The sequence below is a fragment of the Limnoglobus sp. genome (genome assembly GCF_059499385.1).
Genome location: NZ_JCABYM010000098.1, coordinates 1 through 22,413, shown reverse-complemented (window position 1 = coordinate 22,413; position 22,413 = coordinate 1). Strand labels below are relative to the sequence as shown.

The window sequence follows — 22,413 nt, the reverse complement described above, 5'->3', positions numbered from 1 at the left end:
AGTGGCTGGAAACGCGGCGGGTCGGCGCAAAGCCTTGACCCGCCCTACAAGAGACGGTTACTCGTCCGCCGCGTCGAGCAGCGAGCCTTGCCGGACGGCCAGCTCGCGGGCCAGCTTCCGGAGGATGCGGCGGACGCTCCCCTCGTGCAATCCCGTTCGCTCCGCGATCTCTTCCAGCAACAGCCCTTCACGCCGCAGGTGGAGAATCTGCTGGTGCTCCGGCGGGCAGAGGGCGAGCATCCGGTCCCACGTCTCGTCGGCCTGGGCCTTCTCGCTGGCCCGCTCGAACCGGTGCTGCGACACGTCGTCCCAGTTCTCGTGCGGGATCGGGTCGTTCTCCGGCCCGTGGTCCTCCTTGCGGACGCGGCTAATCAACCGCCGCCGCGCGATGGTCGCGAGCAGGCCGCGGAGTTGGTCCTCCGTGCCGATGGACCAGCCCTCGGTCGCGAGGTGGCGGACGACTTGGACCCAAACCGACTGCACTACGTCGGTCGAGTCGAACCGGGACCGCAGCCGGTCGGAGAGCTGGCGGCGGACGATGGCCCGGAGGTACGGCGTGTAAGCGTGGAACAGCGCCTCCGCCACCTCCAGCTCGCCGCGACTCAGTTTGCCGAGCAGGTCGTCGATGTTCTGGCCGGTCGTCATGTCGGGACACCCAATCCGAGGCGAGAGAGCCGGGACCGGAACGCCTGCGCGTCCGGCCGCCGGCGGGGGGCGTGGGCGCGGACCGTGTAAGTCACGCCGCCGAGGACGAGGACCGCCCCGGCCAGCCACGCCGCCTGTTCCCACGCGGGCAGGTCGCCGACCACGTCCTCGCCGAGCGTTTCCAGTCGCGTGAGGAAGTCGTTCGCCCCTTGCTCGATCCACTCGGCCGCGAGCGGCAGCGCCCCGAGGACCGGCACGCCGTAGGGGAGAATCGCGTCGAGGGCCTTCTCGACGAACCCCGGCGTCGGTTCCGCGGCCGTCGGCGGGTCGGTCACGATCGCGTCTTCCGCCGGCGGCGCGTCGGCGAGGGAGGCCGTCGTCGCGCCGGCGAACGGCACCGCCCACGCCCCCCCGTTCCCGTTGGCGGCCGGCGGCGTGGCCGCCGCGACCGCGACTTGCACCGCGCCGGGCACGGGGGCCGGATCGCCGGCTTGCGCCGGGACCGGGGAAGCCGCGGACGAATCGCCGAGCAGCGCGGCCGTGATCCCGTTCGGCCGGGCCGTCGGGCCGCTCGTGTCGGCGTCGCGAACCTGTGCGGCGGGCGGGGGGACGACCCGCGCGGCGACCGGTTGTTGCGCCGCCGGAGCTTGGGCGTTTTCTCGGGCCTCGCGCACCTCGGAGATTAGTTCAAACGGTGGAGCGAAGAAAGGCGGAAGGTTCGGCCGGACGAACTCGTCCCGGCCTCGGCCGAAGACCACTACCGATGGCCCGGCCCGGTCGTCGCCATCGTCATCGTCATCCCGCGAGCCTTGCCGTTCGCCGCCGCCCCAACCGCCACCGCCCGGCCCCGGTAATGTTGGACCGAACGGACCGAACGACCCGCCCGCGACCGGGCCGGAGGCCGCCGGTGCTGTCGGCCCCGACACGTCCCCCGCGGCGGGACCAGATCGGTCTTGATCCCGGTCGTTACTCCTGTCCGCGTTCTGAGGTCCGTGGTTCCCCGGCAACGCGAACGCCGGCCGCATCTCTGCCGCCAGGCCGCGGGGGCCGACCTCCGGGCCGAAGCGGGCGGGCGTCAACCGCTCTTCGACCGATTCCAACGCCAACCGGACGCCGAGGAGTGTGTTCATAACAACCTAAACGGATGGGGAACGGGCGCGGGGACGCGCGCCGGAAACCACCATCAATGGTACATCACACCCATCGCCGGCCAAGCCGTGGGGTGGGCGCGGGCGTCGGGATTTCTCCCCGTCCCGTCCCCGCCGCCGCAGCCGGGGCTGAATTTTACCGCCGCCGTCGGAACGGGCCGAACAAGTCGCCGAATCCGAACCGGCCGTTCGACGTGCCGACGCTCACCGTCACGGACCCGGTGACGGGCGTGGCCGAGTCGTCGGTCGCGGTCACGGTTTGGCTGCCGGTCGTGCCGAAGGTCACCGTCAGCGCCTTTACCCCGCGGTCGGCGGCCGTGAACGTGTACGGCTCCGGGAGCGTCGCCTCCGGGTCGGAGCTGGTCAGCGTGACCGTGCCCGTGTAGTTCCGGACGATCCGGTTGCCGTCGTCCAGCGCGACGACGTACACCTGGGCCGACTCGTCGGCCGCCGCCGTCGGGCGGGTGATGAGCGCGAACCGGGTGGCGACCTGCGCGGCCGCGACGTTGACCGTGACGCTGCCGGTTAGGGACGCGTCGGCCGTGTCGGTGGCGGTGACCGTCTGCTCGCCGGTGGTGGACGGGGTGAACTCGAAGACGTGAACGCCGCGGTCGCTGCTGGTGAACGTGTAGCTCTCCGGCAGCGTCGCCCCGGCGTCCGTGCTGGTGAGCGCGACCGTCCCGGTGTACGAGGTGGCGATCCGGTTCGACTCGTCGAGGGCGACGACGGCCACGCGGGTGACGGCCCCGCTCGTCGCGTCGCGTTCCGCCCGGACGAAGAAGCTCGTGGCCACCGGCGCGGCCGTCACGTTGACCGTCGTGGTGCCGAGAACCGTGTCCGAGGCCGTGTCGGTCGCGGTGATCGTCTGCTCGCCGGCCGTGTTGAGCGTGACCTTGACCGTGGCCCGGCCGCGGTCGTCGGTCGTGAACGTGATGTCGTCCGGCAGCACGGCCGCCGGGTCGGAGCTGGTCAGCGCGACCGTGCCGGTGTACCCGCGGACCGGCCGGCCGGTCTCGTCCACCGCGCGGATCATGACCCGCATCTCAGTCCCGGCGTACACCTCGCCCCGCGCGACGACCCGGAACGACGCCGCGACCGTCGCTTCCTCCGGCCGCGGCGTCGTCGCCCCGGACAGCGCCCACTCGACGGCGAACAGGCTGACCGGCTCGTACCCGAACGGCGACGCATACGGCACGACCCGGTCGCCGAGGGTTTCGAGGTGCGGCTTGAAGCTCGGCGGCCCGGCCGGCGTGCGGTGCTTCAACTGTTCCAGCCAGCGCTTAATCAACATGGGGAGTTCCTCGGGAGCGATCCTTGCGCGTTTCGGCCGTCCCCTTATCGCGAGAGGGCTGCTGGTGCGGGCGCGGAAATCTCACTCGGTCGCGGCCGGGCACGGAGAATTGATGCCGACATCACTTCGCCACGAACCGGTACAACTTCGACTCCGTCCGTAAGTAAAGTGCCCCGTCCACGGCGGCCGGCGTCGCGAACGTTCGCTCCTTCATCTCCGACCGGCCGACGGACTTGTACCCGGCCTTCGTCGCCTCGACCACGTGGCCGACGCCGTCCTCGCTGGTGACGTACAGCCGGCCGTTCGCGACGATCGGGGACGACGAGAAACCGTTGCCGGCCAGCCGCTCGGACCAGTGAACGTCGCCGGTCTTCGCGTCGAAGCAGGTCAGGATGCCCTTGTCCGTGACGGTGAACAACTCCTCGCCGGCCGCGACCGGCGACGGCGTGTGCGGCGCGCCCTTCTTCGTGGACCACGCGATCTTACCGCTGATGTCGCCGGTCCCGGCCGGGTCGAGGGAGAACAGGTGGGCCGTGTCGTACCCGGTCTGGATGACGAGCCGGTTCGCCGCGATCACCGGCCGCGAGATCAGCGAGTACCCGCCGGCCGGGTAGTCGGCCCGCCACACCTCCGCGCCGGAGATCGGGTCGTACCCGGCCACGAAGTCGCTCGCCGCGCTGACGATCACCCGCCGGCCGTGCAGAGCGACCAGCTGCGGCGTGGTGAACGAGAACCGCTTCGACGCCCGCGACTTCCGGTCGGTCTTCCACCGCTCGTCGCCGGTTTTTTTGTAGAGGGCCGCGACGAACTGCTGGTCCGCACCGTCCACGCTGAAGACGAGCAAGTCGTCCACCAGGATCGGCGAGCCGCCCGTGCCGTGGACGGGCGAATACTTGTAGTCGGTCCGCTTCCAGACGATGTCCCCCTTCGGCGTCAGGCAGGCCGTCCCCATGTGGCCGAAGTGGACGAAGACGTGCTCGCCGTCGGAAACGGGGGTCGCGCTCGCGTAGGTGTTCTTGCCGTGCTGCCGGCCGGCCGTGTCCTTGTCCGCGAACGTCACCTCTTTATCCCAGTCGATGCTCCCGGTCGCCGCGTCGATGCAGAGCGCGTGCAGCGACTGGCCGCCGTCCTTCGGGATTGCCGTCGTCAGGTAGACCTTCCGCTTCACGACGACGGGGGACGACCACCCCTTGCCGGGGATGTCGGCCTTCCACGCGACGTTCTTGTCCGGCCCCCACTCGGTCACGAGCGTCGGGCCGGTGTAGCGGCCGGTGCCGTCCGGTCCGCGGAACTCCGGCCAATCGGCGGCGACCATGAACGCGGCGGCGAGGGCGAGCAGGCAACGGTGCATGGGTGGGATGACCTCGGCGGGGTGTGAGGAAGACTCGAATCAGTTTACCGGATCAAGAAGCAATCATGCGCAGGAAGTTAGTTGCGCGGCGCGACGGTGTTGGGGGGCTGCAACCAGACTTCCGAAGTCCGGCTTCGACTTCGGAAGTCGAGCGGGACCAGCGCCGACGGGCGGAAGGAATGCCCCTGGGCGGGATCGACTTCCGAAGTCGAAGCCGGACTTCGGAAGTCTGGGGTTCGGCAGGTGCGGCCTCGTGTTTCGCTCTCGACGCCGCGGTCAACACGGACTTCTTCCATTCGCGGTTTGAGACTTTATAAAATCCGTCTATCCCCGCTCGCGAGGTCCGCCACATGTCAACCCCGAAGCCGCTCGAAAACTACCAATCGTACAAGGGCATCCCGCCGCTCGCCGGGCTGTGCTCGATCGAGGACGCGCTCAAGCCGGGGCTGGTCGTCGAGGAGTGCGTCCGGCGGCTAAAGCGGATTCACTACGCATTCGTGCGGTTGCACCAAATCCTGACCGCCCGCATCACGGCCGAGCCGATCTACGAGTTGAAGACGGCGTTCAGCCATCACGCGTACCTGTGTGCCGAGCATGCCGCCGCGCTGCGAACGCGGGTGGCCGAGATGCGCGAGCCGCCGCTGGGGCTGGACGAAGTCCCGCACCCGGCGTTGGAGGCGTTCTTCGACGAGATTCTGGCCGCGCCGACGACGGATTATTTACTTTGGGGTGTGTACTTGTTCGCGATTCCTGCACTCGATCATGCTTGCGAAGACTACATGAACGACACACATCCGTTGACAGACGCTCCGAGCCGTCGCGTGTTGAAGTTTGCGAGATTGGAACTATCGGAGATGCTCGATTGTGGTGCCGATTCGATTGAGTGTCTACTGACAAAAGAGAATAAAGAAGGATGGGATGATACTCTTCATCGAATGCTCGAAGCAGCCGGTGAAATCGCAGGTACCGCGGTCGAATCGCACGAACTATACGAAACAAAATTCTCCGCCAAGCCCTTCGTCTACGACTCCGTCCCGAAGCGGGACGAGCGGTTCACCGACCACTGGAACCAGGGGGTGAACGCGGAGGCGTTCCTGTACGGCGAGCGGTACCCGGCGAAGGCGAAGGCGCTCATGATGCTTTTCAAGCGCATCCGCGAGATCGACGTGCCGGAGATGATGGCGTCGATCATCACGCAGACGCCGGGCAAGCCGTGGGGGTACTACCGCGACATGTCCCGGCAGCTCTGGGACGAGGCCCGACACGCCATGATGGGCGAGGTCGGGTTCGTCGCCCTCGGCGTGGACTGGACGACGGCCCGCGTCACCTGGAACTGGTCGTACCGGCTCAACACCGAATGCACGCCCGCCGAGCGGCACGCGGTGCTGTTCTTCATCGAACAGGGGCTGATGCCGAAGACCGGCAAGCGGTACGAGTACGAGGTCGCCGCCGAGTCCGGGCTGCCGATCATGCGGACGATTCAGGACTTCGACTGGGCCGACGAGGTGCTGCACAGCCAGATCGGGCGCACCTGGCTCGTCCCGGAGTACGGCGGGTTGCAGGCGGCGCTGAAGTACGGCGACGAGTGCTGGAGTCGCATTCTGAGCAACTGGACGACGGTTCGCGACCAGGGGCTGACGAAGCACGAGAACTGGTGGCCGGCGGTCTACTCGCAGGCGTGCGCCGCGGCCGGCGAGGAGCCGGACCCGCTGGTGCTCGGCTACGACGAGACCTACGAGGCGAAGCGGGCGGACGTTCACCGCGGGATCGTGGGGGAGTGAGAGCCTGACTTCCAAAGTCCGGCTTCGACTTCGGAAGTCGAACGTCGCAGGGCCGGCACGGGTCGGAAATCGCTGCACTGCCCCTCGACTTCCGAAGTCGAAGCCGGACTTCGGAAGTCGGGTCATTTCTTGAGCCGCCCCTTCGCCGCGGTTGCGCCCTCGCCGCCGGGAAGCCCGGCCATCTCGTCGAGCACCCTCACCGCCGCCGGCGTGCCGATCCGCTCCAGCGCCCAGACCGCACGATGCACCCGCAGCCGGTCGGCGTATAGGCCGTACCGCGGCAACTGCCACCCCTTCTTCGCGAACTCGGCCATCAGCTTCTCGGCCCGCTGCACGACCTCCGGGTCGCCGCTCGCGTCGATCGCGGCGGCGACCGTCGGCACGGCGATCATGCCGAGGTCGCGGAGGGCCTTGTACGCGGCGTCCCGCTTGCCGAACTCCGCATGGCCGAGGTCCTTCACGAGCGCGTCCATCTTCTTCTGCGTCTCGCGAATCCCCCGCACACCGGCCGCGATCACGGCGACGGCGTTCTCGCCGCCGTGGGCCAACAGCCGCTCGTTCGCGAAGCCGACCTCGCCCGCCGGGTCCGCAAGCTTCTCCCACGCGGCATCCAACTCCGCCTTCGACGCGGCCGCTCGCTTCGGGGCCAGGTCCCACGCGAGCAGGTTGTCGTCCACGGACGCGGACACGAGCCGGTAGTCGGGAAGGAACAGCAGCTTCGTGACGGACCCGCAGCCGCCCTCGAGCCGGGCGACGAACGAGCCGGTGGCGGTTTCCCACACGGTCACGCCGCCGGCACTGCCCTGCATCCCGGCCGCGACGAGCCGGCCGTCCGGCGAGAACGCGACCGCCTGGAACGGGCCGTCGTTCCACGTCCGGTCGCCGTGGAACAGCCGCCGGCCGGTCGCGGCCTCGAACACGTCCACCCGCACCACGGACGTGACGGCGACCAACTTCGAGTCGGAACTCACCGCCACGGCCGGCCGTAAACTCCGGGCGACGCGGAGCGACCAGAGCGGCGGCCCGCCGGTCAACGGCCAGGCGCGAACGAACCCGTCGCGGCCGACGCCGACGAGCAGCTGGCCGTCGCGGGTCGCGGTCATCGCCGGGACCGTCGAGGGCGTTTGCCACGAACGAACCACCCGGCTGGTCTTCGCGTCCAGTTGCTTCAGCGTCTTGTCGTCGAAGCTGACGAACACGAATTCGTCCGCCGCCGCCAGGCACGCGGCCAACGGGTTCGCCGAACCGAGGTCGAACGTCCGCGTCGCGGCCCCTTCGCGGACCGCGAGCTTGCCGTCGGCCACGGAAGCCGAGCACGAGCCGCCGAGGACGGCGAGCGAACTCGGCGGCGTTTGCACCCGCACCGTCGGCCGGTCGCCCGGCGTCCACGCCGCGACGCCGCGCTCGGCGGCGACCAGCACCTCGCCCGTCCGCGACGCCGCCAGGTCGCGGATGACGCCGAGGTCGTCCGGCTCCGTCCACCGCTGTTTCCCGGTCGCAACGTCCCAGATCGAAATCCGCGGCTCGCCGCCGGCCGTCGCCGCAACCTTGCCGTCGCCAGACACGGCGAGGACGGAAACGTTCGCCCCGAACGCCCGCACCGGCTTCCCGGCCGCGTCCCACACCGCCACCCGCTTCCCGTTCAGCCCGACGATCTGTTCATTCGCAAAGACCGCTACGCCGCCGTCGGCGACCCACTCGGCGACCGGCTTCTCGCGGTTCGGCCGCCACACCCGCACACGGCCCGTCGGCCCGGCGTCGGCCGACACGAGCGCCTCGCCGTCCGCCGACCACGACAGGCCGGTCACGCCGTCGGCGCTCAGGTGCGTGCAGGCGAACGTCGATTCGCCGCTGACCACGTCCGTGACGCGGAGGCTTTCCGCCGTGTCCGCCCGCGCCAGCCGCGCGCCGTTCGGCGTGAACGCGGCCACCCGGCCCGGCAGCGGTTGCAACCGCTCCAGCCCGTTCACCGTCTCGAAGACGTGCAACCGGCCGGGCGGCGTCGTGGCCGCGAGCAACTTGCCGTCGGCCGACAGCACGACCGTCGTCGCGTTCGGCAGGGCGATCGTCCGCGCCCGCTTCATCGTCGCCGCGTCGATGACGTGGACGTGGGAATCGCCAAACACGGCCGCGATCACCGACCCGTCGGCCGCGACCGTCACGGACGAGGCGAACCCGTCCTTGACCTTGTGGCTGCCGAGGAGCTTCCCGGTGGCGGTGTCCCACAACTTCACGGCCCCGTCCGGCCCGCCGGAGACGAGCCGCTTCCCCGCGGCGTCGAGCGCGAGCGCCAACGGCCGCTCGCCGTGCCGCAGGGCAGGGGAGCCGAACCGCGCGACGGCCCGGTTCGGCAGATCCTGGGCGGCGACCGTCGGGAACAGGGTCAGGACGAGGGCGAGGCCGAAGAGGTACTTCCCGGTCATGACTATCCCCGCGCTCAGGTCCGTGAATAAGTATCAGGACGAATCAATACCCTGCGGCTAACTTCCGCCTGGCGCGAACGACCGGTTCGCGCATCGGAGCAGTTTTCCACCACGCCGTCAGTCGCCGGGTTCGGAAACCTTCCGGATTTTCTCCCGCGAGTTTACCGTGACCTATTGTTAACCGACCGAATCACCATTCGCTTCGTGTCGGAATGCCTGACCCGACGGGGCGAGCGGTCGAGCGGCTTGGATCGCAGAGTCTACCCATGATGATTGCCCCCCTACCGGGGAACGAGGCGGCCCGCCTGGCCGCCCTCCACGACCTCAACGTCCTCGACACCCTGCCCGAAGCGGCCTATGACGACATCACCCGGCTGGCGTCCTGGATTTGCGGCACGCCGATCGCGGTCGTCAGCCTCGTGGACCGCGACCGGCAGTGGTTCAAATCCAGCGTCGGCCTCGACGCGGCCGAGACCCCGCGGGACGTGGCGTTCTGCGCCCACGCCATCCTCGGCGGCGACGTGCTCCACGTCCCGAACGCCGCGGAGGACGCGCGGTTCGCCGCGAACCCGCTCGTGACCGGCGGGCCGAAGATTCGGTTCTACGCCGGCGCGCCGCTGACCGACTCGCGGGGCCTCAACCTCGGCACGCTCTGCGTCATCGACCGCACGCCCCGGCAACTCTCCCCCGAACAGCGGGAGGCGCTCGCCGCCCTCTCCCGGCAGGTCGTCCGGCTGCTCGAAACGCGGCGGCAGTTCGACGAACTGACGCGGACGCAGGAGACGTTCCGCGTCCTGTTCGAGCAGTCGTCCGACGCGCACCTGATCTTCCACGAGGCGGACGGCATCATCGACTGCAACCACGCGGCGGTGAAGATGCTCCGGTGCAAGGACAAGGCGGAGGTCCTCGCCCTGCACCCGGCCGTGCTGTCGCCGGAGGTTCAGCCGGACGGCCGGCGGTCGCTGGAGAAGTGCGTCGAGATGGACGCCACCGCCCGCCACCTCGGGTCGCACCGGTTCGACTGGCTGCACCGGCGGATGGACGGCGAGGAGTTCCCCTGCGAGGTCACGCTCACGCCGGTCGAGCTGCACGGCCGGTCGGTGCTGCTCGTCGTCTGGCACGACCTGACCGAGCGGCAACGGGCCGAGCAGGCGCTCCGGGACAGCGAGACGCGGTTCCGGGCGTTCATGGACAACAGCCCGGCGATGGCGTTCATGAAGGACGAGGCCGGGCGGTTCGTGTACGTCAACGACCCGGTCTGCAAGAAGTTCGGCATCCCGGAAGCCGGCTGGCTCGGCAAGACGGACGCCGACCTGTGGGCCCCGGAGATCGCCGGCCCGCTCCGCGCCATCGACGTGGAGGTGCTGACGACCGGGCGGACGGTCAAGCTGGTGGAAACCGTCCCGACGCCGGACGGCGCGTCGTCCCGGTGGGACTCGTACAAGTTCCCGTTCACCGACGCGCACGGCAACCGGGTGTTGGCCGGGATGGCCGTGGACGTGACGGCCGCGGAACTGGCCGCCCAGGCCCTGCGGGAGAGCGAGCAGCGGTTCCGCGGCGTCGTGGACGGGCTGGCCGAGGGCGTCGTCCTGCTCGACCGCGACACCCGCCGGGTGCTCCGCACGAACCAGGCGTTCCGCGACCTGATCGGGTACGCCGAGGCCGAGGTCGCGGCCCTGACGCAGTACGACTTCGTCGCCCACGACCGGGCGGACATCGACGAGAAGATGGCGGTGATCGCCGGCCGCGGGCAGGCGGCGCTCGGGTTCCGCAAGTACCGCCACCGGTCCGGGCTGACGCTCGACGTGTCGGTCAGCGGCAGCCTGCTGGCGCTCGAGGGCCGGGCCGTGCTCTGCCTGGTCGTCCGGGACATGACCGACCTGAAGCACGCGGAGGACGTGATCCGGGCCAGCGAGGAGAAGTTCCGCGGCGTCATCGAGCGGCTGGCCGAGGGCGTGTTCCTGCTCGACCTGGCCACCAAGCACGTCGTCCAGGCGAACTCCACGTTCCTGGCCATGCTCGGGTTCACGTTCGCCGAACTCGCCGAGAAGCAGCTGTACGACTTCGTCCTGCTCGACCGCCGGTCGCTGGACGCGGAGATCGAGCTGGTCCTGAAGCACGGGCAGTACAAGCTCGGCCGCCGCCAGTGCCGGCGGAAGGACGGGTCGGTCGCGGACGTGGACGTGAGCGTCAGCCACGTCCCCAGCCGCGGGCAGAACCTGCTGGCCGTCGTCCTCCGGGACATGACCGAGCAGCGGCGGTACGAGGACCAACTGTTCGACTACCAGGTGGAACTGGAGCGGACGAACGCGAAGCTCCGGGAGCTGGCCGTGACGGACGGGCTGACGCGGGTGAAGAACCGGGCGGCGTTCAACGAGCGGCTGACGGAGGCGTTCGACCGGTCGGTCCGGTACGGCCACCCGCTGTCCGTCGTGCTCATGGACGTGGACCACTTCAAGGCGTTCAACGACACGTTCGGCCACCCGGCCGGGGACGCGGTGCTGAGGCAGGTCGCCCGCTGCCTGGAGGAGACGGCCCGGACGACGGACGTGGTCGCCCGGTACGGCGGGGAGGAGTTCGCGATCATCCTGCCGGACACGGACTTCGCCGGGGCGATGGTTCTCGCCGAGCGGTGCCGCCGGGCGGTCGCGGCCGTGGCGTGGGACCAGCGGCTGGTGACGGTGAGCGTCGGCGTTAGCACGCTCGCCCCGACGACGGCCGACCCGGCCGCGCTGGTCCGCGAGGCGGACGAGGCGCTGTACCGCTCGAAGCAGGCCGGCCGCAACCGGGTGAACCACGGCAGCAACACGATCCCGGCGGCCGCCACCACCCGCACGCCGGTCCGGGTGTAATTCATTTCTTGGCGAACGCGGCCCCGTCCACGGCGACGACCTCGGCCTGATCGCGGACGACGATCGCGCCGCCGAGGACCGTCGGCGGCGTCCAGCACCGGCCCTTGAGTAACCGGACCTCGGCCGCCCTCTCCAGCCCGGCCGGGGCGAGTTTGCCCCGCGTCAGCAACCCGTCGCCGCGGAGGACGAGGGCCTCGTCGCCGACCCGGACCAGGTTCGCGTCCTTCTGCCCCGCCTCCCGCCAGAGTTCCCGGCCGTCCGCGAGGGACACCGCCACGAGCGCGGCATCCGTCACCCCGTAGACCGCCTTGTCGTCCGCGAGGGCGTTGCAGTAGAAGAACTTCCCCTTCGTCTTCCACACCTCCGTCGCCTTCTGCCCCTCGATCTTCAGCAGCCGCGTGCCGACCATGCCCTGCCCGGAGACGAGCAACCGGCCGTCCGGCAGCGGGACCGGCGTGGGCACGTTCGTCAGCCCGGGGTTCTCCATCGGGTACGACCACCGGACCGCCCCGTCGCTCGCCCGGAAGCCGACGACCGCCTTCTGCGTCACCTGCACGATCTGGTCCTCGCCGCCGAACCGCGCCACGACCGGCGACGCGTAGCTCGGCTCGCCCGGCTCGGACTTCCACTTCACCGTCCCGTCCGGCCGCAGGGCCACAAGCGCCGCCTTCGGCCCGCCGACGTGGAGGATGAACGCCTCCTCGTAAACGAGCGGGCTGGCCGAGAACCCGAACTGTACCGGCTTCGCGGCGTAGTCCTTGACCAGATCGACTTCCCACAGCACCTTGCCGGTCGCGGCCGCCAGGCACGTTACCTTGCCCGCGTACCCGACGGCACAAACCCGGTCGCCGAGGACGGCCGGCGTCGCCTGCGGCCGGACCGGGTCGCCGGAAAACGTCTCCTGCCCCTTCAGCCGCTCGACCGGGTAGCGGTGTTCCCACTTCGTCTCGCCGGTCGTCGCGTCGAGGGCGACGACCACCTCCTCCCCGCGGTTCGGCGTCTTCGGGTCCGGCACGGAGTACATCGTGAAGAGTTGCTTCCCGTCGGTCACGACGCCGGACGTGCCCGGCCCGAGTTTGCGTTTCCAGAGAACGCCTTTCCCGGCCGCCGGCAACGGGGTGGCGAGCGCAAAGTCGCGGGTCGGGCCGCCGTACTGCCCCCACGCCGGCGCGTCGGCCGCGGAAGCGGGCGGCATGAGCGACAGGAGGAGTAGCAGTCCGACGGCCGGGCGGGTGGTCACAGTCGTGCTCCGTTGAGGATCGCGAACCATCCTTAGGCCGGGGGGCGGCGGCATTTCCGCCGGCGGGTGAAAAACGTCGGCCCGGCGACCTCGCTTGGCGGGGGTCGTCGGGCCGACGTTTTTTTGATTCGCGGTGGAGGAGGGTTAGTTCCCCTCTTGCCCCTTGCGGGCGACCTTCTGCTTCCGCAGCGCGGTCCGCCGGCGGAGTTCGCACGGCTTCTCGTAGTGCTCGTGCGCCCGCAGCTCCTTTTGCATCCCGCTCCGCTCGACCAGCTTCTTGAACCGCCGCATCGCCTGCCCGATGGGTTCCCAGTCGTGAACCCGCATCCGCAACCCCATTGATCCTCCGGTTTCCGCGGCCGCGACCGCAACCTGGGTGAGAGTGTGCCCGCCGCGGGGCAAGGGGTCATATACCGCACAAATCCCGGCGAGGCCAGACGTTCTTGCCGACTTCCGAAGTCCGGCTTCGACTTCGGAAGTCGATCCCCCGCGGGGGCATTCGCGGGTCGTCACACGCCCTTCTTCCCCTCGACTTCCGAAGTCGAAGCCGGACTTCGGAAGTCGGGCGCTACCGCACCTCGATGTGGAACTCGAACTCGTTCTCGCGGCCGACGACGACCTCCCGCTCCAGCCCGGACTTGTCCGGCCGCCGCAGCGCGTCCGGGAACGGCGACACGGCCGACAGCCGCGGCGTCTCGCCGGGGATCGGGATCGTCCACCCCGGCGGGTCGGCGATGGCCACGCGATACCACCCGCCGCGGACGTACGGCTGGCCGTCGAGCCGCAGCTTGTACTCGCCGTTCGCGTCGATGTCGGCCGTGGCCGTCTTCCCGGCCGCCCCGCGGTCCGGGTGCGGGGCGAACACGATCACGCCGCCGGCCAGCGGGCGGCCCTGGAACAGCACGCGGCCGCGGACGGTCGCCACGTCCCGGCTCTCGGTGCGGCCGCAGCCGCCCAGGGCCAGAACGATCAAGAGGGGCAGGGTACGCAGGTTGGACGGCGACACGTCTCCGGTATCGGCGGGCGGAAGTTCGGGAATTCAGGAAATTTTCCCGCGAATGACTTTGCATGAGAACGCATGTTCAGTTAAACCTCGGTCATGTGACACTTTGTTCACTACCCACACCGGCACGCTTACGCCGTGCCGTTCGCCTGGGAGGGGTTGCCGTGACGCTCCGCCGGTTGCTCGTGGACATGAACTCCTACTTCGCGTCCGTGGAACAGCAGGACGACCCGAAGCTGCGGGGCCGGCCGGTCGCCGTCGTGCCGGTGATGGCCCGGAGTACGTGCTGCATCGCCGCCAGCTACGAGGCGAAGCGGACCGGCATCAAGACCGGCACGCCGGTCTGGGAGGCGCTGCAACTCTGCCCGCGGTTGAAGCTCGTCCTGGCCCGGCACGAGCGGTACGTCGCCGTCCACGACCGGATCGTGAAGGCCGTCGCCCGGTGTTTGCCGATCGACCAGGTACTTTCCATCGACGAAATGGTCTGCACGCTGCTCAAGAGCGAGTGCCACCCGGTCACGGCCGAGCGGCTGGCGAAGCAGATCAAGGCCGAGATCGCGCGGTCGGCCGGGGAGTTCGTCAAGTGCTCCATCGGCGTCGCGCCGAACCACCTACTGGCGAAGCTCGCGTCCAACATGCAGAAGCCGGACGGGCTGACGATCATCCGGAAGGAGGAGCTGCCCCAGCGCCTCTACCCGGTGAAACTGACGGCGTTCCGCGGCATCGCCCGGCGGATGGAGGCCCGGTTCCGCAAGTACGGCATCATCAACACCGAGCAACTCTGCGGCCTGGACGTGAAAACGATGTCGCTGATCTGGGGGAGCAAAATCCACGGCGAGCGGTGGTATCACGCCCTCCGCGGCGACGAGGTGTACGAGAAGCCGACGGTGCGGCGGACGGTGAGTCACTCGCACGTCCTGCCGCCGGCGCTACGGAACCACACCGGGGCGCGGGGCGTGATGGTGAAGCTCGTCCATAAGGCGGCGGCCCGGCTGCGGACGATCGACTACTGGTGCGGGGCGCTCGGCGTCAGCGTCCGGTACGACGACGGGAACCGGTTCGACGCGAGCTGCAAGGTGCTGCGGACGCAGGACACGCTCTCGCTGTTGCAAGCGTTCGAGAAGCTCTGGGAGTGCCGGTCGCCCGGCGAGCCGAAGCAGGTGGCGATGGTGCTGTTCGACCTGACGCCGGCCGCGATGACGACGCCCTCGTTGTTCGGGCAGGATCACGACCTGACGGCCGTGTCGCACACGATGGACAAGGTGAACCGGCAGTTCGGCAAGAACACGCTGCACTTCGGCACGCTCTGCGGAAGCGAAGAAACCGCGCCGACGCGGATCGCGTTCACGCAAATCCCGGAGTTCGACCCGGCGAGCATCTAAGGCCGCGGGGCTATCGCATCTCGCCGATGGTCATGTGATCGTGGACGACCTTCCAGTCCTCCAACGGGAATCTGCGGACCAGCATCGTGAACAGCCCCGTCCGCGTCCCGGCGTCCGACTTGACCGTCCACTTGCCGCGGATCATGGCGGCATCGCTGTTGAGCACATCAATCGTCACGTCGTCGTAAGCCAACTCGCCCATCGGCCGTCCGCCGTACATGAGCCGATACCGCTCGTTCACCTGTTCCCACCCCTTGTAGGCACGCCCTTCGCTGAAAAAGGTCAGGTCTTCGTGGAGGCGGTACGTGGCCGTGAACTTGGCAAGATCGCCGTCGTTCCATGCCGTTCGCTGGGCGGCGAGTACGTCGTAAGCGTTCGATCTGGCGGCACCTTTTTGAAGACCCTCCCAGTAGTGCCGGCCGACGAGGACCGCCGCCCCGGTCAAGAGGGCAACAAACGCGAGGCAGCCGAGTCGGGACTTCTCACGTTGGGGGGCCGCTTCCGGGGAGCCGAACGCCATGACGATTCCCATTCTTGAGGATTCGCGCCTTCCGACCTGTGGCTCGGTTTACCCCGCCGCCGGCCCGCGGTAAAGTACAACCATCCCCACGGAGGAACTCGCATGCAACCGGCGCTCGACTGGCTCCAGAAGCACCACGAAGACATCATCCGCGGCCTCGCCGACCTGGTGGCCGTGCAAAGCATCTCGACGGACGGCGAACACCAGACCGAGATTGAACGCACCGCCGCCCTGACGTGCGACCAGATGCGCGAGGCCGGCCTATTGAACGTCGAGGTGCTGAAGGTCGGCAACTCGCTGCCCTACGCCTACGGCGAGTGGCTCGACGCCGGGCCGACGAAGCCGACCGTCTTCCTGTACGCGCACCACGACGTGCAGCCGGTGAACTTCATCGAGCAGTGGCGGTCCGACCCGTGGAAGCTGACCCGGCGGGACGGCCGCCTGTTCGCCCGCGGCGCGGCCGACGACAAGGGGGCCATCTCCGCGTTCCTCGGGGCCATCGCCGCGTACCGCAAGACCGGCAACCAGCTGCCCGTCAACGTGAAGATGGTCGTCGAAGGCGAGGAGGAGGTCGGGTCGAAGAACCTCATGAAGTTCTTCGACGTTCACAAGAAGAAGCTCCAGTCCGACGTGATCGTCGTGTGCGACACGGAGAACATCGAGGTCGGGCTGCCGTGCATCACGTATTCCTTGCGGGGGATCGTGGCGCTGCTCGTGGAAGTGACGACGGCGCAAATCCCGGTCCACAGCGGGATGGCCGGCGGGGCCGTGCCGGACGCGGCGCTGGCGCTGAACGTCGTGCTAGCGAAGCTGTTCGCCCCGAACCAGCCGCTGCCGGTCCCCGGCCTGTATGACAGCGTCCGGCCGCTGACCGGCCCGGAGAAGGCGGCGTTCCGCAAGCTGCCGTGGGACGACGCGAAGTTCCGCAAGGAACTCGGCGTCCTGCCCGGCTGCCAGTTCGCGATGGAGGCCGGCCTCGGCGTGTACGAGCAGACGTGGCGGCGGCCGTCCGCGACCGTCATCGCGCAGGAGGCGAGCAGCATCAAGGGGGCGTCCAACCAGGTGCTGCCGAAGGCGAGCGCGATCGTGAGTTGCCGGATCGTGCCGGACCAGAAGCCGGCGGACGTGGTAGCGCAGATGCAAAAGTACCTGACCGTGAACCCGCCCTACGGCTGCGAGGTGAAGGTGACGCAGCACGGGGCCGGGTGCGACTGGTGGATGACCGACCCGAACGGCCCGGCGTTCGAGGCGGCGCTGGCCGCGCTGCGGGTCGGGTTCGACCGCGACCCGGTCGGCATCGGGTGCGGCGGCAGCATCGGGTTCGTCGGCCCGCTGGCGGAATTATTTGGCGGCGCGCCGGCGCTCCTGGTGGGCATCGAGGACCCGGCGAGCAACGCCCACGCGCCGAACGAAAGCCTACACGAGGGGGACTTCAAGAAGCTGATGGCGTCCCTGGTCCGGCTGTTCGACAACCTCGGCAAGCTGACGAACACGCAGGTGAAGTAACTCGTTCAGAGTTCCCATAAATGGACAACGACTCCGACCCTGGCCTGCGGACCACGGCCGATTCAGCCCGCGCGGTTTTCCTGGCGTGGGAACGGATGCGACTCGCGTACAACGCAGTCCTCGGCTTTGTCGTGGTACTGTTGGCCGGGTCCGATCTGTTTGATCCCGCGTTTTACGGCTTCCTGCTGCGAGCCGCTGTTTTGGCTAACGTCTGCTTTTGCCTCGGTCCTGTTATCGAAGGTTATCTCTCGCTGCTAGGCGTAGACCGACGAGCAGCGCGGTGGTTCGTCTTCTTACCAGGCTTACTTCTTGCGTGCCTGTTGGCGTTGGCCGCACTGTTCTCCTGGCGACTTCGCCGCATCGACTGAACAGAGTTTCGAGCTTCCAGTAGTAGCTCGCTTTCTCGTCACAACCCGCACCGCACGTTCCGCCGGGCGCATTTCTCTTCCCGTCCGCCCGCGGCCGCTTCCCCGATCCGGCGGCAGCGGGCATACTGATAGATGAGCTGTTCCGTCCCTCGCCGCGAGGCCGCCATGCGGGTTCGTTCCTCCGTGCTGATTCTGCTGCTCCTGACGGCCGTGCCGACGGCCGCCCAGGTGAAGTACCCGACGCCGCCCGCGAAGTACCACGTCGATCTGCGGTACCGCATCGCGGCCGAGCAGAACCAGCGGGTCCGCGACTACCGCGACCTGACCGCCGCCCTCGGCAAGATCGGGTTCGTCGCCGACCCGCGCGAGGACGACGACCTCGACCGGTTCGACCCGACCGCCGAGCGGCTGGCCGGCACCATCCCGGCGAAGGACGCGGCGAAGCTGCTCGACATCCCGGCGGTCAAGACGGTCCTCCTCCGCGATGCCGAGACGCCGCTGCCCGACGACGCGAAGAAGCCGACGCACATTCGCATCCGCATCACGCCGGGCCTTGACCTCGCGGAGCAGCGGACGTTCCACGGCCAGGTCGTCGCGCAACTCGGCCGCCTCGGGTTCGTCGAATTCGCGGGGTACGACCACTTCGGCTACACCGTCGTCCGCGGCGTCCTCCCGGCGGGTAAGGTCCCCGACTTGCTCCGCGACCTGCGGGACCAGCCGTCCGGGTGGTTCTTCAGCGAAATCCCCCGCGATCAGTTGAACCTGCCGCTCCGCGACCTGCTGCCGATTCGCCTCGTGGAAGTGCTGAAGGACGTGGACCTCGGCACGGCCGTCCCGCCGCCCGCACCGCTTCCGGAGGCGATCGCGTCGCCGAAGTATTCGCTCGACCTGCGGAGCTACCTCGCGGACCCCGCGACGGCGGCGAAGCCGATCCGCGCCGAACTCGTGATGAACGCCGAGCAACCGGAAGGGGCGCGGGCGCTCCGCGAGCTGCTCCGCCTCCGCGTGCCGAGCGCCGCGATGGAGGGCGTTTACGGTAACTTCGTCGTGATCCGGGTCCCCGCCGCCGGGGAGTTGGTGAAGCTCGCGCAAATCCCGAGCGTGGTCACGATCCGCCTGCCGCGGACCGCAGCCGAACAGCCCGGCGTCGAGAAGGACGCGGCCGCGGTTCAACAAGCTCTGAAGGACGGCAACGTGACGGCCCTGCACGCGAAGGGGTACCGCGGGGCCGGGTCGCGGGTCGTCGTCCTCGCGACCGACTTCCCGAACCTGAACGAGGCCGCGGCGAAGCTGCCGAAGGGCACGCAGTTCCTCGACCTGACGGCCGAGCTGTCGCCGACCGTCGAGCCGACGCCGGCCGGCAAGGGCGGCCGCGGCACGGAGACGGCGCTCGCCGTTCACGCGGCCGCGCCGGAGGCGGCCCTCACGCTCGTCCGGCTCGACCCGGTCGCCGTCCACCAACTGCTAACGGTCGCGAAGACGGTCCTCGGCGACGTGTCCGCGTCCGTGGCCGTACAGACCCGCGGCGACGAACTCGGCGCGGAGGCCGACCGGCTGAACATCCGCCGCGAACTCGTCGAGGAGGAGTACCGCCGGGCGTTCGCCGACCTGAGCGACGACGAGAAGCCCGCGACGCGGCGGAAGAACGCGGCCGAGGCGTTCAAGAAGCTGCAGGCGGACGAGCAGAAGTTCAAGGAGAAGAACGACCGCCTCACGATCCTGGGGCAGAAGCTCGCGGACCTGCGCGGGGCGAACGTCATCGTCAACACGCTGGTGTGGGAGGACGGCTACGCCTACGACGGGCTGAACGAGGTGAGCAAGTTGCTCGACAGCCGGCTCGCCCCGCTGCCGACGCGGAGCGGCCTGCGGGCGCGGAAGCAGCCGCAGGTTCCGGTGTGGGTGCAGGCCGGCAGCACGTCGGCCGGGAGCGTCTGGACCGGCGCGTTCCTGGACGCGGACGGTAACGGCGTCATGGAGTTCGCCCCCACCGCGGCGAATCCGGTCCCGAACACCTGGACGCGGGAACTGAACTTCCTGACCGTCCTCGACGCGGACGGCAAGCCGACGGACACGCTCCCGGCCGGGGCGAAGGTCCGGCTCAGCGTGCAGTGGCGGGAGCCGCGCGACCCGGAGACGGAGTTGAGCGGGCTGGCGTCGTTCCCGTTCACGCTGAAGGTGCTCCGGCAACTCGACCCGACCGGCGGAACAGCGGCGACCGATGATCTCGTCGTCGTGGCCCAAACGACCGGCCCGGCGACGCGGATTCAGCGGACGTTCTCGGCGGCCGTCTACGAGCAGACACTGGAAATCGCGATCCCGGTGGCCGGGCGGTACGCCCTGCGGATCGAAGGCAAGCTGGCGACGAACACGCTCGCGGCGACGGCCCGGACGGCGTTCGAGCTACGGCCGCGGGTCTACGTCACGTTCACGGACGCTGCGAAGGGCCGGCTCGCGCTTAGCACTTACGCCCCGCGGGAGGGCGGCGTAGCGATCCCCGGCGACGCGACGACGGCCGTGACCGTCGGCGTCGGCGGCGGACTGACCGGGGCCGGGCCGGGCGTGCTGCTACGGGTGAAGCCGGACGTGCAGGCGCGGGCGCTGCAATCACCGGCCGTGGCGACGGGCGTGGTGGCCGGGACGATCGCGTGCTTGGTAGACGCGGGCGTGCAGCCGGCGGGCGTGCTGCGGCTGCTCACACCGACCCTGGGCGGCGCGCTACAAGTGTCGATGGAGTGGATTCAGGGGTTGCCGGCGAAATAGTAGTAGGCACACTCCGTGTGCCGTCTGCCGTCGGTCGCAGCGACTTCGTACTAGTTCTCCGCGGCGTGAAGGAGACGGCACACGGAGTGTGCCTACTACTATCACGGGAACCCCGGCACGGGTTCCTCGCGGTTCTCCTCGACGGAGAAAAACTTGATCCCCTTCGCCCGCCACGCGCTGTCCCGGTCGCGGACGAAGCGGGCCTTCGCCCGCCGAATTAGCGCCCCTTGAAAGCCCGCGGCCTCGCCCTTCACGTAGAACCCGATCTCGATCTCGTTGTCGCCGATCTCCTCGAACTCGCCCTTGCCAAACCCCCAGACCGCGACGCGGGCGTTGTGCTGGCGGATCAGGTTCCAGAAGCCGGCCGTCCGCACCCGTTCGCGGTCCGCGCCGTTGTGCTTGAACGACGGCGATAGTTGCTCGACGAACAGGTCCGGGTTCACGGCCGTCGCCGCCGCCGCCAGCGTCTCGATCCGGCGGTTCGCCTCCTCCCGCGGACTCTCGAACGCGCGGTCGAGGAGGAACAGGCCGAGCAGCAACAAGCCGGCCCCGCCGACCGCGAGCAAGCTCTTGCGGTCACGGCGGCGGGACCAGACGGCCAACGAAATGATGAACGCGACCCCGAGCAGGGCGTACAGCACCAGCGACGGGTCGCTCAGGAACGTGGGCATCGTTACTTCCGCAGCTCGGCCCCGTACACGGCCGCCGCGCCGAGTTGCTCCTCGATCCGCAGGAGTTGGTTGTACTTCGCGATCCGGTCCGTCCGGCTGGCCGACCCGGTCTTGATCTGCCCGCAGTTCGTCGCCACCGCGAGGTCGGCGATGGTCGTGTCCTCCGTCTCGCCGCTGCGGTGTGACAGGATCGCCGTGAACTTGTTCCGCTTCGCCGTCTCGACGGCTTCCAGCGTCTCGGTCAGCGTGCCGATCTGGTTCACCTTCACGAGAATGCTGTTCCCGCAGCTTTCCGCGATGCCCCGCTTCAGTCGCTCCGTGTTCGTCACGTACAGGTCGTCGCCGACGAGCTGCATCTTGCCGCCGAGCTTCGCGGTGAGCTTCTTCCACCCGGCCCAGTCGTCCTCGCTCAGGCCGTCCTCGATCGACACGATCGGGTACTTCGCGGCCAGCGTCGCCCACAGGTCGATCATCTCGTCGCTGCTGATGACCTTGTCCGGGGCGCTCTTGTAGAAGCAGTACCCTTCCTTGCCCTTGTGCTTGGCCTCCTCGAAGAGTTCCGTGCAGGCCGGGTCGAGGGCGAACGCGACTTGGTCGCCGAGCTTGTACCCGGCCTTCTCGATGGCCTGCGAGATGGTGGCCAGCGCCTCGTCCGGGCTGGCGACGTTCGGGGCGAACCCGCCCTCGTCGCCGACGGCCGTGTTCAGCCCCTTGTCGTGCAACACCTTCTTCAGCGAGTGGAAGCATTCCGCCCCCATCCGCAGGGCCTCGCGGAACGTCTCCGCCCCCACCGGCACGATCATGAACTCCTGGAAATCGACGGTGCTGTCCGCGTGCTTGCCGCCGTTGAGCACGTTCATGAGCGGGACCGGCAGCGTAACGGCGTTCGCCCCGCCGACGTACCGGTACAGCGGCAGCTTCGCCACCTTCGCGGCCGCGTGGGCCGTCGCCATCGACACGCCGAGGATGGCGTTCGCGCCGAGCTTGCCCTTGTTCGGCGTGCCGTCCAGGGCGAGCATCTTCTTGTCCACGGCCACCTGGTCGAACGGGTCCATCCCCTTCAGCCCGGCGGCGATGGCGGTGTTGACGTTCTCGACGGCCTTCGTTGTCCCTTTGCCGAGGTACCGCTTCTTGTCCCCGTCGCGGAGTTCGACGGCCTCGTGCGCGCCGGTGCTCGCGCCGCTGGGGACGGCCGCCCGGCCGAGCGTGCCGCACTCGAGGATCACGTCCACTTCGACCGTCGGGTTGCCCCGGCTGTCCAGGATTTCGCGGGCTTTCACGGCGGCAATCTTCGCGCTCATCGCACACTCACGGTGAAGGGAGGAGAAATCGTTGATGGGATATGGCTGTGGGGCGAAAGGGGAAGTAGGGAAACGGGTCGGGGGGGGCGTGCGCCGGTGCCATAACCCCCCCCCCCCCTTAAAACACACAGAAAAAACCCCCCCCCCCGGCCGGGCCGGGTGGGGTGGCCG

17 protein-coding genes are annotated in these 22,413 nt (G+C 69.1%); 6 read left to right on the top strand and 11 right to left on the bottom strand.

What is annotated here, in order from left to right; all coding sequences use genetic code 11:
* Positions 1-57: 57 nt before the first annotated feature.
* The 4 genes from AC5JJ2_RS17555 to AC5JJ2_RS17540 all read right to left on the bottom strand — a co-directional run bounded on the left by AC5JJ2_RS17555 (position 58) and on the right by AC5JJ2_RS17540 (position 4,435).
* Entirely contained in the window at positions 58-645 is a 588-nt protein-coding gene (locus AC5JJ2_RS17555; protein ID WP_495859318.1) for an RNA polymerase sigma factor, read from the bottom strand.
* Complete coding sequence (locus AC5JJ2_RS17550; protein ID WP_495859317.1) at positions 642-1,319, bottom strand: hypothetical protein; 678 nt, start codon at positions 1,317-1,319, stop codon at positions 642-644. Before AC5JJ2_RS17550 ends, AC5JJ2_RS17555 begins: the two co-directional genes overlap by 4 nt.
* Positions 1,320-1,929: 610 nt before the next feature.
* Positions 1,930-3,084, bottom strand: coding sequence for a hypothetical protein (locus AC5JJ2_RS17545; RefSeq protein ID WP_495859316.1), 1,155 nt, complete (start codon positions 3,082-3,084; stop codon positions 1,930-1,932).
* Positions 3,085-3,205: 121 nt separating this feature from the next.
* A complete protein-coding gene (locus AC5JJ2_RS17540; RefSeq protein ID WP_495859315.1) occupies positions 3,206-4,435 on the bottom strand; it encodes a PQQ-binding-like beta-propeller repeat protein in 1,230 nt (409 codons plus the stop codon).
* Positions 4,436-4,785: 350 nt separating this feature from the next.
* On the opposite strand from AC5JJ2_RS17540, the gene AC5JJ2_RS17535 reads away from it, so the two are divergent.
* A complete protein-coding gene (locus tag AC5JJ2_RS17535; protein ID WP_495859314.1) occupies positions 4,786-6,216 on the top strand; it encodes a hypothetical protein in 1,431 nt (476 codons plus the stop codon).
* A gap of 122 nt (positions 6,217-6,338) precedes the next feature.
* Here AC5JJ2_RS17535 and AC5JJ2_RS17530 read toward each other — a convergent pair whose 3' ends face one another.
* Positions 6,339-8,639 (bottom strand): WD40 repeat domain-containing protein, encoded by a 2,301-nt coding sequence (locus AC5JJ2_RS17530; RefSeq protein ID WP_495859313.1) that lies wholly within the window; start codon positions 8,637-8,639, stop codon positions 6,339-6,341.
* A 266-nt stretch (positions 8,640-8,905) separates the two neighbouring features.
* Between AC5JJ2_RS17530 and AC5JJ2_RS17525 the strand changes: the two genes are divergently transcribed.
* The gene (locus AC5JJ2_RS17525; RefSeq protein ID WP_495859312.1) at positions 8,906-11,491 is read left to right on the top strand and encodes a PAS domain S-box protein; all 2,586 of its coding nucleotides are present in this window, start codon (positions 8,906-8,908) and stop codon (positions 11,489-11,491) included.
* 1 nt (position 11,492) lies between these two features.
* On the opposite strand, the gene AC5JJ2_RS17520 is transcribed toward AC5JJ2_RS17525, so the two are convergent.
* From AC5JJ2_RS17520 to AC5JJ2_RS17510, 3 genes are all read right to left on the bottom strand, one after another.
* The gene (locus AC5JJ2_RS17520; protein WP_495859311.1) at positions 11,493-12,731 is read right to left on the bottom strand and encodes a PQQ-binding-like beta-propeller repeat protein; all 1,239 of its coding nucleotides are present in this window, start codon (positions 12,729-12,731) and stop codon (positions 11,493-11,495) included.
* Between the two features lie 144 nt (positions 12,732-12,875).
* Positions 12,876-13,058 carry a 30S ribosomal protein S21 gene (gene rpsU / locus AC5JJ2_RS17515; protein ID WP_495859310.1) on the bottom strand — a complete coding sequence of 61 codons (183 nt, stop codon included), beginning with the start codon at positions 13,056-13,058 and terminating at the stop codon, positions 12,876-12,878.
* Between the two features lie 241 nt (positions 13,059-13,299).
* The gene (locus AC5JJ2_RS17510) at positions 13,300-13,737 is read right to left on the bottom strand and encodes a hypothetical protein (protein WP_495859309.1); all 438 of its coding nucleotides are present in this window, start codon (positions 13,735-13,737) and stop codon (positions 13,300-13,302) included.
* Between the two features lie 161 nt (positions 13,738-13,898).
* Between AC5JJ2_RS17510 and AC5JJ2_RS17505 the strand changes: the two genes are divergently transcribed.
* The gene (locus AC5JJ2_RS17505) at positions 13,899-15,116 is read left to right on the top strand and encodes a DNA polymerase Y family protein (protein ID WP_495859308.1); all 1,218 of its coding nucleotides are present in this window, start codon (positions 13,899-13,901) and stop codon (positions 15,114-15,116) included.
* A 10-nt stretch (positions 15,117-15,126) separates the two neighbouring features.
* On the opposite strand, the gene AC5JJ2_RS17500 is transcribed toward AC5JJ2_RS17505, so the two are convergent.
* A complete protein-coding gene (locus AC5JJ2_RS17500; RefSeq protein WP_495859307.1) occupies positions 15,127-15,648 on the bottom strand; it encodes a YybH family protein in 522 nt (173 codons plus the stop codon).
* 90 nt (positions 15,649-15,738) lie between these two features.
* On the opposite strand from AC5JJ2_RS17500, the gene AC5JJ2_RS17495 reads away from it, so the two are divergent.
* The 3 genes from AC5JJ2_RS17495 to AC5JJ2_RS17485 all read left to right on the top strand — a co-directional run bounded on the left by AC5JJ2_RS17495 (position 15,739) and on the right by AC5JJ2_RS17485 (position 20,270).
* Positions 15,739-17,142 (top strand): M20/M25/M40 family metallo-hydrolase, encoded by a 1,404-nt coding sequence (locus tag AC5JJ2_RS17495; protein WP_495859306.1) that lies wholly within the window; start codon positions 15,739-15,741, stop codon positions 17,140-17,142.
* Positions 17,143-17,162: 20 nt separating this feature from the next.
* Positions 17,163-17,510 (top strand): hypothetical protein, encoded by a 348-nt coding sequence (locus AC5JJ2_RS17490; protein ID WP_495859305.1) that lies wholly within the window; start codon positions 17,163-17,165, stop codon positions 17,508-17,510.
* Positions 17,511-17,675: 165 nt separating this feature from the next.
* Positions 17,676-20,270, top strand: a complete 2,595-nt coding sequence (locus AC5JJ2_RS17485; RefSeq protein WP_495859304.1) for a hypothetical protein — start codon at positions 17,676-17,678, stop codon at positions 20,268-20,270.
* A gap of 101 nt (positions 20,271-20,371) precedes the next feature.
* On the opposite strand, the gene AC5JJ2_RS17480 is transcribed toward AC5JJ2_RS17485, so the two are convergent.
* The gene (locus AC5JJ2_RS17480) at positions 20,372-20,941 is read right to left on the bottom strand and encodes a hypothetical protein (RefSeq protein ID WP_495859303.1); all 570 of its coding nucleotides are present in this window, start codon (positions 20,939-20,941) and stop codon (positions 20,372-20,374) included.
* Positions 20,942-20,943: 2 nt separating this feature from the next.
* Positions 20,944-22,242, bottom strand: coding sequence for a phosphopyruvate hydratase (gene eno / locus AC5JJ2_RS17475; RefSeq protein ID WP_495859302.1), 1,299 nt, complete (start codon positions 22,240-22,242; stop codon positions 20,944-20,946).
* Positions 22,243-22,413: the final 171 nt, after the last annotated feature.

Coding starts and splice junctions, on each gene's coding strand:
- AC5JJ2_RS17555 (WP_495859318.1), bottom strand. CDS start 645: ATGACGACCGGCCAGAACATCGACGACCTGCTCGGCAAACTGAGTCGC.
- AC5JJ2_RS17545 (WP_495859316.1), bottom strand. CDS start 3,084: ATGTTGATTAAGCGCTGGCTGGAACAGTTGAAGCACCGCACGCCGGCC.
- AC5JJ2_RS17540 (WP_495859315.1), bottom strand. CDS start 4,435: ATGCACCGTTGCCTGCTCGCCCTCGCCGCCGCGTTCATGGTCGCCGCC.
- AC5JJ2_RS17535 (WP_495859314.1), top strand. CDS start 4,786: ATGTCAACCCCGAAGCCGCTCGAAAACTACCAATCGTACAAGGGCATC.
- AC5JJ2_RS17530 (WP_495859313.1), bottom strand. CDS start 8,639: ATGACCGGGAAGTACCTCTTCGGCCTCGCCCTCGTCCTGACCCTGTTC.
- AC5JJ2_RS17525 (WP_495859312.1), top strand. CDS start 8,906: ATGATGATTGCCCCCCTACCGGGGAACGAGGCGGCCCGCCTGGCCGCC.
- rpsU (WP_495859310.1), bottom strand. CDS start 13,058: ATGCGGGTTCACGACTGGGAACCCATCGGGCAGGCGATGCGGCGGTTC.
- AC5JJ2_RS17500 (WP_495859307.1), bottom strand. CDS start 15,648: ATGGGAATCGTCATGGCGTTCGGCTCCCCGGAAGCGGCCCCCCAACGT.
- AC5JJ2_RS17495 (WP_495859306.1), top strand. CDS start 15,739: ATGCAACCGGCGCTCGACTGGCTCCAGAAGCACCACGAAGACATCATC.
- AC5JJ2_RS17490 (WP_495859305.1), top strand. CDS start 17,163: ATGGACAACGACTCCGACCCTGGCCTGCGGACCACGGCCGATTCAGCC.
- AC5JJ2_RS17485 (WP_495859304.1), top strand. CDS start 17,676: ATGCGGGTTCGTTCCTCCGTGCTGATTCTGCTGCTCCTGACGGCCGTG.
- AC5JJ2_RS17480 (WP_495859303.1), bottom strand. CDS start 20,941: ATGCCCACGTTCCTGAGCGACCCGTCGCTGGTGCTGTACGCCCTGCTC.
- eno (WP_495859302.1), bottom strand. CDS start 22,242: ATGAGCGCGAAGATTGCCGCCGTGAAAGCCCGCGAAATCCTGGACAGC.